This window comes from Streptococcus oralis, assembly GCF_023109155.1.
Taxonomy (GTDB): domain Bacteria; phylum Bacillota; class Bacilli; order Lactobacillales; family Streptococcaceae; genus Streptococcus; species Streptococcus oralis_BZ.
This window is the reverse complement of sequence record NZ_JALDUA010000002.1, coordinates 68878-88236: the sequence shown is the minus strand read 5'-3', so window position 1 is coordinate 88236 and position 19359 is coordinate 68878. Positions and strand designations below refer to the sequence as shown.

At 40.1% G+C, this 19359-nt stretch carries 16 protein-coding genes; 3 read left to right on the top strand and 13 right to left on the bottom strand.

Annotation, left to right across the window (positions count from 1 at the left end; genetic code table 11):
* The first annotated feature begins 16 nt into the window (after positions 1-16).
* Together M1F63_RS04400 and M1F63_RS04395 are read left to right on the top strand one after the other, a co-directional pair.
* Positions 17-700 carry a response regulator transcription factor gene (locus tag M1F63_RS04400; RefSeq protein ID WP_061452492.1) on the top strand — a complete coding sequence of 228 codons (684 nt, stop codon included), beginning with the start codon at positions 17-19 and terminating at the stop codon, positions 698-700.
* Positions 690-1688, top strand: coding sequence for a sensor histidine kinase (locus M1F63_RS04395; protein ID WP_247940817.1), 999 nt, complete (start codon positions 690-692; stop codon positions 1686-1688). The genes M1F63_RS04400 and M1F63_RS04395 overlap by 11 nt, the downstream gene beginning before the upstream one ends.
* Positions 1689-1771: 83 nt before the next feature.
* On the opposite strand, the gene ffh is transcribed toward M1F63_RS04395, so the two are convergent.
* The 4 genes from ffh to M1F63_RS04375 all read right to left on the bottom strand — a co-directional run bounded on the left by ffh (position 1772) and on the right by M1F63_RS04375 (position 6384).
* Positions 1772-3343, bottom strand: coding sequence for a signal recognition particle protein (ffh, locus tag M1F63_RS04390; protein ID WP_247940816.1), 1572 nt, complete (start codon positions 3341-3343; stop codon positions 1772-1774).
* Positions 3344-3354: 11 nt separating this feature from the next.
* Positions 3355-3687, bottom strand: a complete 333-nt coding sequence (locus M1F63_RS04385) for a putative DNA-binding protein (protein ID WP_000402066.1) — start codon at positions 3685-3687, stop codon at positions 3355-3357.
* Between the two features lie 144 nt (positions 3688-3831).
* Positions 3832-5028: an elongation factor Tu gene (tuf, locus tag M1F63_RS04380; protein WP_001040720.1), complete on the bottom strand. Its 1197-nt coding sequence runs from the start codon at positions 5026-5028 to the stop codon at positions 3832-3834.
* 234 nt (positions 5029-5262) lie between these two features.
* Positions 5263-6384, bottom strand: coding sequence for an AI-2E family transporter (locus M1F63_RS04375; RefSeq protein ID WP_247940815.1), 1122 nt, complete (start codon positions 6382-6384; stop codon positions 5263-5265).
* Between the two features lie 104 nt (positions 6385-6488).
* Here M1F63_RS04375 and pbp3 point away from each other — a divergent pair, with 104 nt between their 5' ends.
* Complete coding sequence (gene pbp3, locus M1F63_RS04370; RefSeq protein ID WP_002874503.1) at positions 6489-7730, top strand: D-alanyl-D-alanine carboxypeptidase PBP3; 1242 nt, start codon at positions 6489-6491, stop codon at positions 7728-7730.
* A 29-nt stretch (positions 7731-7759) separates the two neighbouring features.
* On the opposite strand, the gene sdbB is transcribed toward pbp3, so the two are convergent.
* The 9 genes from sdbB to M1F63_RS04325 all read right to left on the bottom strand — a co-directional run bounded on the left by sdbB (position 7760) and on the right by M1F63_RS04325 (position 19045).
* On the bottom strand, positions 7760-8305 hold the full coding sequence (gene sdbB / locus M1F63_RS04365; RefSeq protein ID WP_000755591.1) for a thiol-disulfide oxidoreductase-associated lipoprotein SdbB: 546 nt from the start codon (positions 8303-8305) through the stop codon (positions 7760-7762).
* A gap of 11 nt (positions 8306-8316) precedes the next feature.
* On the bottom strand, positions 8317-9024 hold the full coding sequence (gene ccdA2 / locus M1F63_RS04360) for a thiol-disulfide oxidoreductase-associated membrane protein CcdA2 (RefSeq protein WP_000443809.1): 708 nt from the start codon (positions 9022-9024) through the stop codon (positions 8317-8319).
* A gap of 125 nt (positions 9025-9149) precedes the next feature.
* Entirely contained in the window at positions 9150-10010 is an 861-nt protein-coding gene (locus tag M1F63_RS04355) for a methionyl aminopeptidase (RefSeq protein WP_247940814.1), read from the bottom strand.
* Positions 10011-10025: 15 nt separating this feature from the next.
* Positions 10026-11303, bottom strand: a complete 1278-nt coding sequence (gene spxR / locus M1F63_RS04350) for a CBS-HotDog domain-containing transcription factor SpxR (protein ID WP_247940813.1) — start codon at positions 11301-11303, stop codon at positions 10026-10028.
* On the bottom strand, positions 11296-11847 hold the full coding sequence (locus M1F63_RS04345) for a GNAT family N-acetyltransferase (RefSeq protein WP_247940812.1): 552 nt from the start codon (positions 11845-11847) through the stop codon (positions 11296-11298). The genes spxR and M1F63_RS04345 overlap by 8 nt, the downstream gene beginning before the upstream one ends.
* 15 nt (positions 11848-11862) lie before the next feature.
* Entirely contained in the window at positions 11863-13122 is a 1260-nt protein-coding gene (gene murA, locus M1F63_RS04340; protein WP_001227111.1) for a UDP-N-acetylglucosamine 1-carboxyvinyltransferase, read from the bottom strand.
* Between the two features lie 160 nt (positions 13123-13282).
* A complete protein-coding gene (gene pyk, locus M1F63_RS04335) occupies positions 13283-14788 on the bottom strand; it encodes a pyruvate kinase (RefSeq protein WP_042902347.1) in 1506 nt (501 codons plus the stop codon).
* Positions 14789-14854: 66 nt separating this feature from the next.
* Positions 14855-15862, bottom strand: coding sequence for a 6-phosphofructokinase (gene pfkA, locus M1F63_RS04330; protein ID WP_000820876.1), 1008 nt, complete (start codon positions 15860-15862; stop codon positions 14855-14857).
* Positions 15863-15943: 81 nt separating this feature from the next.
* Complete coding sequence (locus M1F63_RS04325; RefSeq protein WP_247940811.1) at positions 15944-19045, bottom strand: DNA polymerase III subunit alpha; 3102 nt, start codon at positions 19043-19045, stop codon at positions 15944-15946.
* Positions 19046-19359 lie beyond the last annotated feature (314 nt).

Sequence of the window (19359 nt, the reverse complement as noted above, 5' to 3'; positions counted from 1 at the left end):
AAAAGGAGGAACCGATATGAAGCATATTCTGGTTATTGAAGATGAAGCCTTGATTCGAGATGAAATTGTCATCTTGTTAGAGAAAGCGGGTTATCAAGTTGATAAGTTGACTGACTTCAAAGATACAAGCCAGCAAGTGCTGCAATACGATACAGATCTAATCATACTGGATTTGAATTTGCCAGGAGAAACAGGTTTTCAAATTTGTAAAAATCTCAAGTCAAAACGCTCTGTGCCCATATTGGTTCTCACTTCCCGTGAACAATTAAAAGATGAGATCTACGCCCTAAAATTAGGGGCAGATGAATACCTAACAAAGCCTTTCAAGAAAGAAAGATTTTTGGCACGTATAGAAAATATCTTGAAACGCTATGAAGGCAGACAAAATCTACTTGAAAAAGATAATTTCCTTCTGGATCGAAATACCTATACCCTTTATATCAACGGACATTCGATTTTACTCCCCCAAAATCAAGGGAAATTGTTAGAAACTTTATTAGTCGCAACTGATTCTGTCGTCACAAAAGAAGAACTAAGCATGAAACTGTGGAATACAACTGAGTTCATCGACGAAAATGCCCTTCAAGTAAATATTGCAAGGCTAAAAAAGGTTATGAAACAGGCTGGCATTGCCCTTCAAGTTAAGTCCGTCAGAGGTATTGGTTACAAGCTAGAAGAGGTAAGTCCAGATGAAACCTAATCTAAAATATCTAGCTACTTATCTGCCTTGGTTACTTGTTCTCTTAGCATTTGATCTATTTACAGCAATTCTGCTTTGGCTTTCAGATGTGAGAATGTTTCAAGCCCTCATCCTTCTCTATCTTTTAGCTACTGTCCTGCTCTTTTTCATCCTATCATTCCTACTGATAAGAAAAGAAAGAAAAAAATCCGCTGCCTATAAAGCCTTCATAGCCAATCCTAAGATGGATACGGAGCTGGAATTATTTCATTTATCAAGTGCCTCAGAGAAAGAAAGCATCGAAGAAATCGCAAATGCGCTTTACCAAAGGCAAGCGGAAATAGGAAAGCTCAACTCATTACTAGCCGAATACGAGGACTATGTTGAAAAATGGGCTCATGAAATCAAACTCCCTCTATCGCTTCTTTCCCTCCTTTTGGACAATCAAAGTGACCAGTTGCCAAAGGATACAACTTTTAAGTTGGACTATGTGAAAAATCAAATCCAAGGAAATGTATCACAGATACTATTCTATTACAGGGTGAAAAGTGAAAAAAATGATTTTCTATTTGAAGACCTTGACCTCCAAGAGTGTATCCAAGATCTTTTGGAAAACTTTGATCCCTTGCTCAAAGAAAAGAAATTTACGATTCAGCTAGAGAACATACAAGGAATCTGCTACACCGATCAACGCAGTTTTGAATTTATCCTCTCTCAAATACTCGCCAACGCCCTTAAATATAGCTCTGACAAGCCCGAACTCAGTATTTCTATGTCAAAAGATAAGGGGCGCACAAGTCTGATTATTAGGGATAATGGTTGCGGAGTTAAAGCTTGTGACCTCCCTCATATCTTTGAAAAAGGCTTTACAGGTGATTCAGGTGATACAAGGAAAAAATCAACAGGTATGGGGCTCTATCTAGTCAAACAATTAGCAGATGCTTTAAAAATCGAAATCACAGTAAAATCCGAATGGACGCAAGGATTTGAAATCTCTCTTTCTATTTAGTCAATTTTTCGATTAAGAAAATTGCCTAATCATAGAAAGCACATATGTTATATCAAAAAGGAAAGCACTTCTGCTTTCCTTTTTTATTTGCGTTTCTTCTTCGCTTTCTTCATCTTGTTAGCCATGCGTTTCATGGACTGTTTCATAGCAAATTCACCGATTTTACCTTTGAGTCCGCCACCAAACATCTGGCTCATATCTGGCATTCCTGCTCCTCCAAGAGCTGACAGGTCAGGCATACCGCCTTGTCCCATCATCCCTTCAAGTGCAGACATATCCATTCCTCCCATATTTGGCATATTTTTAGGAAGGTTGTTTGGATTGATTCCCATTTGCTTCATCATCTTGTTCATATCCCCAGACATAACACCCTGCATGAGCTGTTTAGCCTGGTTAAAGTCCTTGATAAATTTATTGACTTCGACGAATGTATTTCCAGAACCTGCGGCAATACGACGACGACGGCTTGGATTTAACAAATCTGGGTTTTCACGTTCTTCAGGTGTCATGGAAGACACAATGGCACGTTTGCGAGCAATCTGGCGTTCATCAACCTTCATATTTTGAAGAGCTGGATTGTTAGCCATACCTGGAATCATCTTGAGCAAGTCTTCCATTGGCCCCATGTTTTGCACCTGATCCAACTGATCAATGAAATCATTGAAATCAAAGGTGTTTTCACGCATCTTCTCAGCCATTTCAAGGGCTTTTTGCTCATCGTATTCTTGAGAAGCTTTCTCAATCAAAGTGAGCATATCCCCCATACCAAGGATACGGCTAGACATGCGATCTGGGTGGAAGGTTTCAATGTCCGTAATCTTTTCACCTGTACCAGTGAACTTGATTGGTTTTCCAGTAATATGACGAACAGATAGAGCAGCACCACCACGAGTGTCCCCATCAATCTTGGTAAGGATGACTCCAGTCACTTCTAACTGAGCATTAAACTCACGCGCAACATTGGCCGCTTCCTGACCAATCATGGCATCAACGACAAGGAGAATTTCATTTGGTTGAGCCAGTGCTTTCACATCGCGAAGTTCATTCATCAAAAGCTCATCAATCTGCAAACGACCTGCCGTATCAATCAAGACATAGTCATTATGATTAGCTTGGGCTTGCTCCAAACCTTGACGTACAATCTCAACAGCTGGTACTTCTGTTCCAAGTGCGAAGACCGGCACATCAATTTGTTGTCCAAGAGTTTTGAGCTGGTCAATGGCTGCTGGACGATAGATATCCGCCGCAATCATCAAAGGACGAGCACTTTCTTCCTTCTTGAGTTTGTTGGCCAATTTACCAGCAAAGGTTGTTTTACCAGCCCCTTGCAAACCGACCATCATGATGATTGTAGGAATCTTAGGTGACTTGATAATCTCTGCCGTATCAGAACCCAAAACAGCCGTCAATTCCTCATCAACGATTTTAATAATTTGTTGCGCAGGATTAAGGGTATCAATGACCTCATGTCCGACTGCACGCTCACGAACTTTCTTGATAAAGTCCTTTACAACAGGCAAGGCAACGTCGGCCTCAAGCAAGGCCAAGCGAATTTCTTTGGTTGCCTCTTGGACATCAGCTTCAGAGATTTTTCCTTTTTTACGTAGATTTTTAAAGACGTTCTGCAAACGTTCTGTTAAACTTTCAAATGCCATTTTTCTTCCTCTTATTCTCTATTATCAATGCTTGTTAAAATTTCTATCTGCTCTTGCAGAAAGTCATCCTTGGGATAGCGCTCCAAAATCTGGTCAAAAATCTGACTTCGAACAATATAGTCCGAGTACATGTGCAATTTCATCTCATAATCTTCCAGAATTTTTTCTGTCCGCTTGATATTGTCATAGACAGCCTGACGACTGACACCAAACTCCTCGGCAATCTCAGCAAGGCTGTAATCATCAGCGTAGTAGAGCTCTATATAATTCATTTGCTTATCTGTCAAAAGCGCCGCATAAAATTCAAAGAGCGCATTCATACGATTGGTTTTTTCGATTTCCATAACTTTTATTATACCAAAAAAACGATTATACTGCTAGAGTAGAAGCACTTCAAATAGAGTAAGAATAAGAAAAAAAGAACCTTGCAAAGCAAGATTCTTTTAGTGTCTGACTTAAATAATTGTTCTTCTGGGAACTTAATCGAATTAAGCTTCGATTTCTGTAACCATACCTGAACCAACAGTACGTCCACCCTCACGGATAGAGAATGTAGTACCTTGTTCTACGGCGATTGGGTGGATCAACTCAACGTCGATAGTCACGTTATCACCAGGCATTACCATTTCAGTACCTGCAGGAAGTTCGATTGAACCTGTAACGTCAGTAGTACGGAAGTAGAATTGTGGGCGGTAGTTGTTGAAGAATGGAGTGTGACGTCCACCTTCTTCTTTAGTAAGGATGTAGACTTCACCTTTGAATTTAGTGTGTGGGTTGATTGAACCTGGTTTAGCGATAACTTGTCCACGTTCGATTTCGTCACGTTGAACACCACGAAGAAGGACACCTACGTTATCTCCGGCAAGACCTTCGTCAAGTTGTTTACGGAACATTTCAACACCAGTAACAACTGCTTTTTGAGTTTCTTCTTTGATACCAACGATTTCGATTTCGTCGTTGACACGAACAGTACCACGGTCGATACGTCCTGAAGCAACTGTACCACGTCCAGTGATTGAGAATACGTCTTCGACTGGAAGAAGCAATGGTTTTTCAGTGTCACGTTCTGGTTCTGGGATGTACTCATCAACAGTGTTCATCAATTCCATGATGATGTCTTCGTATTTAGAGTCACCTTCAAGAGCTTTAAGAGCTGAACCTTGGATAACTGGAAGATCGTCACCTGGGAAGTCGTATTCTGACAAGAGGTCACGGATTTCCATTTCAACCAATTCAAGCAATTCTTCGTCGTCTACCAAGTCAATTTTGTTCATGAAGACGATAAGGTGTTTAACACCAACCTGACGTGAAAGAAGGATGTGCTCACGAGTTTGTGGCATTGGTCCGTCAGTTGAAGCTACTACAAGGATAGCTCCGTCCATTTGAGCGGCACCAGTGATCATGTTTTTAACGTAGTCCGCGTGTCCTGGAGCGTCGATGTGAGCGTAGTGACGTTTTTCAGTTTCGTACTCAACGTGCGCAGTGTTGATAGTGATACCGCGTTCGCGTTCTTCTGGAGCAGCATCGATAGACGCATAGTCTTTAGGTTGGTTAACTGCTGAAGGCAAGCGACGTGCCAATACAGTTGTGATAGCTGCAGTCAAAGTAGTTTTACCGTGGTCAACGTGTCCGATAGTACCAATGTTAACGTGTGGTTTACTACGATCGTATTTTTCTTTTGCCATTTGAGTAAAAGCCTCCAATAAAATATATTTTATAGATAGACAGTAGGCAATACAGTCTAACTTTCCTTACTATTTTATCAAATTTCTGCTAAATTGCAAGTGTTTTACACATATTTTGTGAATTAATCTAAATCTTATCAAATCCTGTTCTTCTGCTTCTTTATGGCAATATAAATTCAAACTTATTTTGTTTGGAGATAGTATTTTCATCAAAAAAATCAGGTTTCCCTGATTTTAATTTGATTCTGTTTTTTCCAGTTCCTTAGCTTCTTTATGAGCTTCTTTATGGTTTTCATATAATTTCGCTAGGAACTTAGTAATTTCTTTAAAAATAGAGTAAGTAGGTACTGCTACGACCATCCCTATGACACCGTAGATATTACTTGACAGTAAAAGAAGCACCAAGATCGTAATCGGATGCACTTTCATAACCCCTCCAACGATACGTGGATAGAGAACATTTCCGTCAATCTGCTGAATAATAAGCATATAAGCAACCGCAATCAACATACGATGAGGATCCGTGAAAACATTCGCAATTACCATTGGAATTAAGCCAATACTTGGACCAACATAAGGAATTAAATTTGCGATTCCAGAGAAAATAGCAAAAACTAGGGCGTACTTTAATCCGATAACGCTATAGCCAATATAGGCTAAAAATCCAATAATAACCGCATCAATCGCAATTCCACTGATATAACGGGCTATAGTTGTATTGAGATTGGTTAAAAGGCTAGAAAGATTCAATTTGTCATGCTTTAAGACGGTACGTTCCAACATTGGTAGCAACTTATGACCATCCAACAAGAAATAAATCAAGAATACAGGGGTCATAATGAGAATCAGAACTGTACTAAACAAGGCTGAAAGAACGCTTCCTAAACTGTTGCTGACGCTATTAAGGATATTCTGTAGGATATCCACATAGGAGAGATTCAGTTGTTGAATTGTTTGTTGAATATCAATATTTTGGAAGACTGGATTCATGGACAAATCGATGATCAAATCTTGTAGTCTACTATAGATGTTTTGACTAGAAATAATCAAGCTGGTCAACTGATTAATCAAAATCGGCAAGAGATAAACGACCCCTACAACGATAGCACCAATCAAGGCACAAAGAGTGACCAAGACACCAATTAGACGATTGATCTTACATCTCTTTTCTAAGAAAGTAACGACTGGATTTGTAATGTAGTAAAAAAATCCACCAAGCAAAAATGGAATCATGATGGTATTCACAACCGTCACGAAGGGAGTAATGATGGCCCCCATTTCTCTCCAAAGATAGAAAATCAGTGTTAATAATAAAATTTCGGCTGTCCAAAAAAATAATTTGTTTCTACGGAACATAGGTATCCTCCTTCTCTCTATTTTACCATATTTCTGAAAAAGATAAGTTGGCTTTAGTAAAAAAGCGAGAATATTTTTTTTCTTTATGATAAAATAAAGCTAATATGAAAAAAATAATTTTATCTTTTATGACACTTTTAGTTTTTGGAACAGCTTCTACTGTTTCTGCTCAGGAGTTTGATGTTGCTGCTAAACATGCTATTGCTGTCGAGGCTACAACTGGAAAAATCCTCTATGAAAAAGATGCAAATCAGCCTGTAGAAATTGCTTCTATTACTAAATTGGTTACAGTTTATTTGGTCTATGAAGCTCTGGAACAAGGAACTATCAGCCTATCTACACCTGTTGATATTTCGGACTATCCTTACAAACTTACAACTAATTCTGAGGCGAGTAACGTCCCTATGGAAGCTCGAAATTATACTGTTGAACAACTATTAGAGGCTACAATGGTATCCAGTGCAAACAGCGCTGCCATTGCACTAGCAGAAAAGATTGCTGGTTCTGAGAAAGACTTTGTAGACAAAATGAGGGCTAAACTTCTTGAATGGGGAATTCAAGATGCAACTATTGTAAACACTACTGGTTTAAATAATGAGACCCTTGGCGATAATATCTATCCTGGTTCTAAAAAAGACGATGAAAACAAGTTGAGTGCCTACGATGTTGCAATCGTCGCTCGTAACCTCATCCGAGATTATCCTCAAGTTTTGGAAATCACCAAAAAGCCAACTTCTACCTTTGCAGGACTTGAAATCCACTCAACCAACTATATGTTGGAGGGAATGCCAGCCTATCGTGGCGGTATTGATGGACTAAAGACAGGTACTACTGATAAAGCTGGTGCTTCATTCGTGGGAACAACTGTTGAGAAAGGGATGCGTATTATTACGGTTGTTTTAAATGCAGATCAACAAGATACCAACCCTTATGCGCGTTTTACTGCAACTTCTGCACTTTTAGATTATATTTCTGCAAACTTTGCCTTAAAAACTGTCGTTCAGAAAGGTGAAGCTTACAACGATAGTAAAGTAACAGTTCTGGATGGTAAAGAAGATAATGTGACAGCTGTCGCTAAGTCAGATATTTCCATCGTCCAACGCATCGGAAGCGGTACTACACCAGCCCTCCAATTCACACCGAAATCAACATCAGAAATGGCTCCATTGGAAGAAGGCAAGGTTGTTGGTACTCTGACCTATGATGATCAGGATTTGGTCGGCCAGGGCTATCTCACTTCCGACAAACCATCTTTTGAAATGGTTTCTGAAAAGAAAGTAGAAAAAGCCTTCTTTTTGAAGGTTTGGTGGAATCAATTTATCCGCTTTATCAATGAAAAACTATAAAAAAATCGCGAACAATCGCGATTTTTTCTTTATTTCATTTCTTTAAAAGCCGCTTCTGCATCAGCGTTGCTAATAGCACCAAATTGGATTTTTCCGATTTTACCTTGACTGTCAATCAAGTATTCTGTTGGAATACTACGAATTTGGTAGGCTTGGAAGGTAGTTGCTTGCGTATCATATAGAACTGGAATATCCTTGTAGCCTTGTTCTTGGTACCATTTTGGAAAGTCTTGAACTGTTTTTTCACCTTGTAGACCAGGTGCAATGACACTCAAGATTTCAAAGTCTCGATCTTGTTTGGCAGCTAGTTCCATCAACTCAGGCATGCTTTTTTTACATGGTCCACACCAAGAAGCCCAGAATTTTAAATAGACCTTTTTCCCTTTATAGTCTGATAACTTGACTTCTTTGCCATCCATAGACTGCAAGGTGAAGTCTGGCGCATCCTTACCGACTGCGATTTGTTGTACAGCAGGCTGTTTGGGACTGCTTGTCTGTTTGGTTTCTTTTTCACCACAGGCAATCAATAAAAATAAAGACATGAGGCTCAATCCAGCAAAAATAACTTTTTTCATTTTTTCTCCTTTTATCCAAGAATTCCTGACAAGGCATTTAACTGCCCTAGCATTAATAACAATCCCATCAAAATAATCAAAGCTCCGCCGATTTTCTTTAGTAGAATCATATGGGGTTTTAATTTACTAAAATAGGGCATAATCCAGCCCGAAGCCAAGGCCAAAACAATGAAAGGAAGGGCCATTCCCAATGTGTATACTAATGTTAACACGGCTCCTTGCCAAGCACCATTACCACCTGAAGCCGCCAGAGCCAAGACCGAACTTAAAACGGGTCCGATACAAGGGGTCCAACCAAAACTAAAGGTTATCCCAAGTAAAAAGGCTGACAGATAGTGATTCGACTTTGATTGTTTGAAGGTGACTGTCTTTTGAATCTCCAGTTTATTGAAATGCAAGATTTCCATCTGGTGAAACCCTAAAAGAATAATGACTATTCCCATAGCATAACGAAACCAGTCTGCATAGAGCATGTGCCCTAGGAATCCAGCTCCAAATCCCAAAATAAAGAAAATGAGGGAGATTCCTGCAATAAAGCACAAGGTTCGAATTAAACCAGACCATGCAACGTCTCTTCCAAAAAAGCGAAAGCTTTTCGAATTTCCCTGATCATCCAGTAAAATACCAGCATAGACAGGTAGCAAAGGAAAGATGCAGGGTGAAAAGAAGGACAGAATACCTGCTAAAAAAACGGATACTAGAAATATAATCGACTCCAACGAATTACCTACTTTCAAAAAATTCTAATCCTATTTTACTACAAAAGAATAAATTTGTAAGAAGTCTGCTACGCTTATTTATTTTGATAAAATTTGACACAAAAAAAGGAGCTAAGCTCCTTTTTTTAATACGTTCCTTCTTCGCCTTGGCTAGTCAAGATAACTGGACCGTCTTTGGTAATCACGAACTGGTGTTCATATTGGCAAGACAGGCCGCCATCTATAGTCTTATGAGCCCAGCCAGTCTTCATATCTGTATCAATTTCCCAATCCCCAGTATTGATCATGGGTTCAATGGTTAGTACCATTCCTTCACGGAGACGGAGTCCACGGCCTGCAATACCGTAGTTAGGAACCATTGGCTCTTCGTGCATAGTTGGACCAACACCATGACCAACCAAATCACGAACGACACCGTAACCGCGACTTTCAGCGTATTTTTGAATGGCTGCACCAATATCACCGATACGATTGCCGACAACTGCTTGCTCAATTCCTACATACATAGCTTCCTTGGTTACGTCCATCAGGTTTTTCACTTCTTCAGACGGTGTACCAACCGCATAAGCCCAACATGAGTCAGCTAAACCACCAGTATAACTTTGGGTGTATTTTTTCATTTGTTCAACATTGTTGAAGTTAAGTTTAGAGACATTGAGGTCGGATTTGGCAATCGGACCACCCAGTACCATGTCAACCTTGAGCAAATCGCCATCTTTCAAGATGTAATGACGTGGGAAAGCGTGAGCTACTTCGTCATTAAGAGAGCAACAAGTGGCATAGGGATAATCCATAACTGCCCCATCAACGCCAATCTGTAAAGGAAGGAAATTCTCCTCTTTACAACGTCGACGAACGTACTCTTCAACTTCCCACATATCCACGCCTGGCTTAATCAAATCACGTAAGCCAATATGGATACTTGCTAGGAAATCACCAGCCTTGTCCATGGCTTCGATTTCACGTGCTGATTTTAAAGTTATCATTTTTTCTCCTAGATTCTAATTAATTTTAACCGTAACATTTGCTTTTGAAACAATCTGATGCCCATGATAAATATCATAATCAATAATAGCTGAGCGTCTCGTGTGGTGAATAATCCGAGCCAGAATCCGCAGAGTATCATCTATCTGCACAGCCTGCAAGAAATAAATCAACATCTGCTCAATGATGAGATTACGTCCGCTATTGACAACGAGGTCTTGGGTCATATGGTTGAGGATTTCAGCCAAGACTCCATTAGCAAGGACACCATTTTTCTCCAACATGAAGGGCTCAACAGTAATAACGACTTCATCATGATGATAAGAGAGTTTTTGCCCGATTTGCTCTGAGAAAGTCGGCAAAGCAGAAACTTGAGAACGGCTCATCTTTTCCATGACATCTCGTCGTGTTACGACACCGAGTAGGGTTTGGTTGCTTCTGACAACGGGAACCATCTCAAAGTCTTCTGCAATCATTCGTTGACTGACATTGGCAATATTGGTCGCTAAACCTGTTACGAAGATACTTCGAGTCATCACCTTGTCAATCGTCGTGCTGGGGGATTTATCTCCTGCGTCACGCATAGTAACAACCCCAACAACCACTTGGTGCTGATTAATGACTGGGAAACGACTACTTCTGTTCTTACGGACCAAGTCTAGATAGTCTTTGACTGTATCCGTTTCTCTCAAAAAACCATACTCATGACTGGGACGATAGAGCTTTTCGACTGTCAGAATATCGGTTTTGATTTGAACATTTGAGAGGGCTTTGTTAATCATGGTCGCTACTGTAAAAGTATCATGCTTACTTCTCAGAACTGGGATACCTTTTTTATTGGCTAGAGTCAGTACATCATCTTGGACATGGAAACCTCCAGTCACAAGGACTGCATTTTCATTTTCCAAGGCTAAAAGTTGAATACGAGTACGGTCACCTACAATCAAAAGACCCCCATCATGGAGATAAGACAGGATATTTTGCTCTGTCATAGCCCCAATGGAAAATTTACTAAACTCTCTCTCAAGACCTTCCTGACCAGCTAAAACTTCAGAGGAGGTGACTTCAGCAATTTCAGCATAGGTTAGCCTCTCAATAGCCACTTTCTGGGACTTGACTCGTATGGTTCCACTACGTGGCCGAGTTTCAACGATGCCACGATTTTCAGCTTCTTTGATAGCTCGGTAGGCGGTTCCGTCACTAACACCTAGGTGATTGGAAATACTGCGTACACTAACTCTCTTTCCAATTGGCAACTCTTCCAGATAGGACAAAATTTCCTGGTGTTTACTCATTGAATTCTCCTTTTATGTATCGAAATTCAAGATAGTCCCTCATTTTTCGTGTATAACGATCGCTCCCCTTAAACTGTCGGACGAGACTAAAGCCCGATTTTAAGGCTACTTTTTGACTAGCTTGATTCTCCAAATGAGTGATGATGGATAATTGTTTTAAACCAAATTCTTCAAATGAAAGCTGACAAAGCTTGGTAACCACTTCTGTCATAAAACCTTGTGACCAAGAATCTTTTTTTAAGAAGTAACCAATTTCTGCTTCTTTTTTGATTTCATCGATCTTTTCAAATTTAATGGAGCCAATCATTTCCTGATTTCCTTGGAGACAAATTGCCCAAACTCCTAGAGGATTCTTCATAAAATAGTTAGCAAGTGCGTACTGACTTTCTTCCATACTTGCTTGACTGGGAAAAATAAACTGTAAATTCTCAGGGTTTGAAGCAATCTCGAAAAACGCTTGACTGTCACTAAAAAAGAAAGGACGCAAATACAAGCGCTCCGTTTCAAAAAAAGAAAACATTGCTAATTTGGTCCAAATATTCATAATCACCTCAACGGCTTAGTCTTCAACGAGTGTAATATCCGCTCCAAGACTACGCAATTTTTCAATAATATCTGAGTAGCCACGAAGGATAAACTCAATATTCGTAATTTCAGTCTGGCCTTGAGCCATCAAGCCAGCGATGACAAGTGCAGCACCAGCTCGCAAGTCTGTAGCTTTTACACTTGCCCCGTGTAACTTACGACCACCGTTGTAAATAATGTGATCGTTTGTAGTCGTAATATCCGCATCCATTTTTGCTAACTCAAAGACATGATTAACACGTTTCTCATAAATCGTATCAATAATGGTTCCACGACCTTGAGCAGTTAGTAAAAGTGGCGTGATAGGCTGTTGCAAATCAGTTGCAAACCCAGGATAGGGTGCAGTTTTGATATTGATGGCTCTCAAATCGGACTGTTCTTCAACGAAGATGCTGTCTTCTGAGACCGTCATACGAACGCCCATTTCCTCTAGTTTGGCGATAAATCCTTCTAAGTGTTCATAGAGAACGTTGTTAATGCGAATTCCTTTTCCTACCGCTGCAGCAAGTGAAATATAGGTTCCAGCTTCGATACGGTCTGGAATAACCTGGTGACGCGTTCCATGAAGTTTCTCGACACCATCAATAATGATAATATCAGTCCCAGCACCACGAATATGGGCCCCCATGTTGTTCAAAAGGGTAGCAACATCGATAATTTCCGGTTCACGAGCCGCATTTTCAATGACAGTGCGTCCCTTAGCTTTAACCGCAGCAATCATAGTGTTAATCGTTGCACCAACGCTGACGGTATCCATGTAAATACTTGCGCCATGAAGCCCCTTACCTTGGGCAGATAAATTCATATTATCTCCCTCATAGCTGACCTTAGCACCCATGGCTTCAAAGGCTTTTAAGTGAAGGTCAATCGGACGAGGCCCCAGATCACATCCACCAGGAAGTCCAACTGTAGCTTCACCAAAGCGACCTAAAAGACTTCCGTAGAAATAATAAGAAGCACGCAAGCTATTAATCTTGCCATAAGGCATCGGAATGTTTTGAACACCTCTTGGATCAATCTCCAAGACATCCTCATAACGCTTAACAGTCGCCCCCATAATTTCCATGATTTCGACAAGACTAGCAACGTCTGAAATATCTGGAACACAATCTAAAGTGACAATATCATCTGATAAGATAATAGCTGGAATAAGCGCTACAACACTATTTTTAGCACCACTAATGGTGATCTCACCTTGCAATGGACGTCCACCATTGATGACAATTTTTCTCATGTTTTACTCTTTCAAAATTTACTAAAAAGGTCTTTTCATTCTATTATACCATAATTTTCAGTTTTTTCCCATTCCTATTTACTAAATAGCATCTCATTTTAATAAAAAAAGACCTATCACTCAAGCTTTTCAGCCTAAAATGATAGGTTTTTGTGTTAGATTAACGTACTGTACGGATACGCATTGTGTTTGTACGAACAGCTTCTCCAAGTGGCACACCTGCAACGATAACAATATCGTCACCAGATTCTACAAGACCTGCTTCAACTGCTTTACGTTCAGCGATTTCAAACATATCATCAGTTGATGATGGAGCTTCAGTCAACATTGGGATAACACCCCAGTTCAACATCAATCCACGCTCTGTCAATTCGTCGAATGTCAATGCCAAGATATCAGCATTTGGACGGTATTTAGAAATCAAACGAGCTGTGTGACCAGTCTTAGTAAGAGTAACAACCAATTTGATATTCATTGAGTTAGTAGCGTCTTTAACAGCTGAAGCCATAACTTCTGTCTTAGAGTTACGTTCGAATGTATCTGAGTTTAAACGTCCGTATTCGTTAAGAAGAGTTTGTGCGTTCTTGTCAATTGTAGCCATTGTTGTTACTGACTCAAGTGGGTATTTACCGTTTGCAGACTCACCTGAAAGCATTGTAGCGTCAGTTCCGTCGATAACAGCGTTAAATACGTCTGATACTTCTGAACGAGTTGCACGTGGTTTTTCAGTCATTGTTTCAAGCATGTTTGTTGCTGTGATAACAACTTTACCTGCTGCGTTCACTTTAGTGATGATCATTTTTTGATAAACTGGAACCATTTCGAATGGTACTTCGATACCCATGTCACCACGAGCGATCATGATACCGTCAGCAGCTTCAATGATTTCATCCAAGTTATCGATACCTTGTTGGTTTTCGATTTTCGCAAACAATTGAACGTGACCATTTCCAGTTTCTTCACAGATTGCACGAACTTCGTCGACGTCTTTTGCAGTACGTACGAATGAAATCGCGATGAAGTTGATACCTTGTTCCAAACCGAAACGGATATCATCGTTATCACGTTCAGCAAGGGCTGGGAAAGGAATTTTAGTGTTAGGGATGTTTACACCTTTCTGCTTAGCAATGATACCGTCATTTTCAACGACTACTTCAAATTCACGAGTTGCATCGTCTTTTGCGAAAACACGAAGACCCAATTTACCATCGTCAACTAAAACTTGGTGACCAACTTCAACATCATCGTAGATATCAAGGGCACCAGCAACGTTCAAAGCAATCACATCACGAGTTGATTTGATTCCTTGTTTAGTTGCAACACGGATTTTTTCACCAGTTTTGTAAGAGTACTCTTTTGCATCACCTTCAAACAATTCTGTACGGATTTCAGGTCCTTTAGTATCAAGAAGGAAACCAACTTTTTTACCTGCAAGTTTTTCAGCAAGTTTAACAGTTGCCATACGCTCACCTTGTTCTTGGTGGTCACCATGTGAGAAGTTGAAACGGAAAGTGTTTGCTCCTGCTTCAATCAATTTAGCAATATTTTGAGCTGAAGCTTCAACGTCAAGTTTTTCACCCCAGTATCCGTCTTCACCGAATTTTTTACCACCACGGATTTCAACCGCAGGACCTAAAGTTGCAACGATTTTTACACGTTTGTTCATGATTTTTGTGACTCCTTTATATAATTCGACCTTTTATGGTCATGTTACCAAATTAATGAAAGTTGATTAGGACAAGCTCTTGTTCAAATCAGAAAGTTCAAGATCAGCTTTATGAGGGTTGTTAACAACGATCTTGCCATCAGCTGTTAAGCTAAACAAAGCTCCTTCTTCTGCTGTTCCAAGAATTGGATTCTCAACCATTTTCTCGTTACGGATACCAACAGCGACACCACCGATTCCTTGTTTAAGAAGTTTAACAGCGTGTGCACCCATGCGTGATGCCAATACACGGTCACGCGCAGTTGGTGATCCACCACGTTGGATGTGTCCAAGTTCAGTTACACGAAGGTCACTAGTGTCTCCAGCTTCCTTGAGTTTCTTACCAAACTCATTCGCAGACATAACTCCCTCAGCCAAAACGATGATGTTGTGTTTCTTACCACATTCATAACCAGCTTTGATGCTTGCAACGATATCTTCCATCTTGAAGTCTTCTTCAGGGATGATGATTTCGTCAGCACCAGTTGCGATACCTGCCCAAAGAGCAATATCACCAGCGTTACGTCCCATTACTTCAACAACGAAAGTACGACGGTGACTTGATGATGTATCACGAATCTTATCAATCGCATCCATAGCAGTTGTAACTGCAGTATCAAATCCAATTGTGAAATCAGTCCCTACGATATCGTTATCAATAGTTCCTGGAAGTCCGATAGCTGGGAACCCATGTTCCGTCAAGCGCATAGCTCCGTGATAAGAACCGTCTCCACCGATAACTACGACTCCTTCGATACCGTGTTTTTTCAATTGCTCAATCCCTTTAAGTTGGCCTTCAAGTTGTGCAAACTCAGGGTAACGAGCAGAGTGAAGGAAAGTACCACCACGAGAAATGATGTCTCCTACTGAAGCAGCATCAAGTGGATAAATTTCACCGGCAACCATACCAGCGTACCCATCATAGATACCAAAAACTTCCATTCCTTCTGAGATTGCTTGGCGAACTACTGCACGGATGGCAGCATTCATACCAGGGGCGTCTCCACCACTGGTCAAAACAGCAATACGTTTCATTTGGTTTATGCTCCTTTTTCTTTTAACATTCTTACTGATTATACCACATTTAAATCGAAAATTCTTCTATTTTCCGTATTTTTAGCGATAAATCGTTTTCATAGCAATTCCCTCTAATTTTTCCTGCAGAGCAGAATCTTTTCTTACAAAATGTTGAGTAGAAACAACCGTTTTTCCATCCTCTTCATACCTGATAATGACAGGGATTGGGCCTTTGTATTGTTCTAGGATATTTGAAATCTCTTTATCGTATTTATGATTTTTAACTTGAATCCAGAATCGTTCCGCCACTGCTTCTTGCAAATCTTGTGCAATCATTTGCAGACGACCATCTCGAGATTGAACTTTGCCATTGATGTAGTAAAATCTCCCTTCGGATAAATTGGAAGCAAATTTTCTATATTGGTCTGAAAATACAGTTACATCCATCCGAGACTTACTATCATGAACCTGTAGAAAAGCCATACTCTCGCCTTTCTTGGTTCGAATCACTTTAATCTTTTGCACTTCAACTAGGAGAGTGGCTTGAGCTCCCTCGGTTAGATTAGTGATTGGAGTGGTCGGATATAGGGCTTGTTTGGCAAGAGTTTGGAGAGGATGGGGACTGATACCTACCCCAATCAGTTCCTGCTCTTTGTAAAATTTCTCTGCCTCAGTAAAATCATCAGCTTCAGTCCAACTATAATTTGTATCCGCAAAGAGTCCACCCAACTCCTCAACAAAGACAAATAAGTTTGGTAGGTTCACTAAGATTTTCTGACGATTCTTGTCAAATTCATCAAAAAGCCCCAGTTCAACCAAAGGCGTTAGAAGCGACAGTTTCTTGTAATTCTTGGGAAGACGTGTGACGAAATCTTCAATGCTTGAGAAAGGACGATTTTCAATAATCCAGTAAGACAAATCTCTCGGCATCCCTTTAATAGCTTTCAAACCAAGATAGATTTTCTTCTGAGCAATCTTATCATGATAGGGAATGCTGTTTATTGCTAAAGGAGCTACTTCAAAGCCCATCTGCAATGCATCTACAATGTAATCACTGCTTGAATAATTCAACATGACTTGGAAAAAAATAGTAGGATAGTGTGTCTTGAAATAAGCTAGTTGGAATGCCAGTGCTGAGTAGGCATAAGCGTGGGATCGGTTAAATCCATAGCCGGCAAACTTTTCCATCACTGCAAAAACTTGGTTGGCCTTTTCTTCTGTATGCCCCAATTTCACAGCTCCTGTGATAAAATCTTCCTTCATCAAATGCATCTCTTTGGCATTTTTCTTACCCATAGCTCGTCTGAGAATATCGGCTTTACCAAGACTGAAACCTCCAAAGCGCTGAGCTACCTGCATGACTTGCTCTTGATAGAGCATAATACCGTAGGTTGATGACAGGATGTCTTCCAATGTAGGATCCAGCACTGTCACCTTTTCTTTACCATGCTTTCGAGCTACAAAGTTATCGATATAATCACTTGCACCTGGTCTGTTAAGGGATGTCGTGGCTACCACTTCTTCGAAGACTTGCGGCTGAACTCGTTTCAAGAGTCGAATGGCACCAGGTTGTTCAAATTGGAAAATCCCCTTGGTATTTCCAGAAGCAAAGAGGGCCAGAGTTGCCTTGTCTTCCAAGTCAATCTCTTCGATTTTCAGATTAATACCTTCTGACTCAGCCAGTAATTCCTGCATTTTTTGGACAAAAGTTAGGTTACGTAGACCTAGGAAATCCATTTTTAAAAGGCCATTAGCTTCAACACCATGAGCATCATACTGGGTGATCAGCATATCCTCACCGTATTTGAGTGGGATATAGTCTGTCAGGTCTTGGTCACTCATAACGACCCCAGCTGCATGGATAGAGGTCTGACGAGGATACCCTTCAATCTTTCGAGCAATCTCAAAAGCTTTTTGATATTCCATTTTGCTATTGATGACCTGCCTAAACTGTAAATTCTTTTCATAGGCTGTCGTTAGCGTATCTCGAAAACTGATTTTTTTCGTAATATTGGTTAATTCGTACTCTGGAACACCATAACGTTTGAAAACATCACGAATTGCCTGTTTTGCTCCAAAAGTCGAATAGGTAACAATCTGTGCCACGTGTTGGCTACCATAACGATCACGAACATAGCGAATGAACTCTGGTCTATAGAGGTCAGGGATGTCGATATCGATATCAGGCATGGTGTAGCGCTCACGATTTAAAAAGCGTTCGAAAATCAAGTTCTTTTCAACCGGATCAATTCCTGTAATATCCAGTGAGTAAGCCACCAGGCTACCAACCGCAGAACCACGCCCCATTCCCATATAGTAGCCTTGGGAACGTCCAAAACGGAGCAAATCCCAAACTACAAGGAAATAGTCGTCAAAGCCCATATCATGAATCACAGCTAATTCTTCATTTAGTCGCTCATAATAGATAGCTGAGTCCAACCCCTTGTCACTCAAGCCTTGCTCAGCCCTCTCTCTAAGTTCTTCGACCGCTGGTCTTTCAGGATTAAAGCGAGGAAGTTTTAAACTTGGATCAATTTGATAGCTTACATTTTCTATCAGACCTTGGAGATTGGCAAGCGCCTGAGGGAAGCGATTCATAAAACGTGCTTCCAGGTCTGAGGCAGGTCGAAAGATTCTCTGTTGTGAATGCACATCCACTTCTCTTAAGCTGACATTGTCCTTGACTGCTGACAAGATTTGTAAAACTTGAATATCTTCTTTTTCAAAAGAATTGACTTGATAGAGTGGAAGAATGGGTCTGGTAAAGACTTCTTGAGGAGTATCTGGACTGACACCGATAAAATAATCATGCTCCAAATCCAGCTGTTCGACCCCATTAAAATAGGGAACAATAATAGCAACATCTTCGAGGTGGGAGGTGAAGTCAGACCAATTTTTCCGTCCAGTCATTTTTAAAGTGGATAACTTCATCAACTCTTGATAACCTTTAGTGGATAGGGCTAGAAAACGTAGAGAGAGATTCTCCTCATCTTTGACCAAGGTCATTTCTAAACCAATTAAAGGTCGAATGCCATGCTTACGAGTTGCTTCTAGAAAATGATAGGCTCCATAGAGATTATCCACATCCATGATAGCAAGGTGAGAATAGCCGTATTCTTTAGCCATTTGTACATATTTTTCAATCGAAACCACACTTTCCATAAAACTATAAACAGTCTTGGTGTCGAGCTGTGCAATCATTTCTTCTCCTCCTTGCTTTCTTTTTACTACTATTATACCATTTTAAGTTGGATATTGAAGCTACTCTGCACTTTCTTTTCAATAATCATCAGTTACAAACTTCTTCTCTTCTTAGTGTTAAATTCTTCACTTTTCAAAGGAAGAAAATAAAAATCAATATTATATAATAGTTTTAAATGTAAATTTAGATATATTTATACCAAACGAAGAATAATAAAGATAGGAGTTATATGCAGTTTTACATATAAAAATCTCTAGAAAAAGGCTTACTTCTATGGTATTTATTCAGTATTTTATAATAACTTACCAAATAG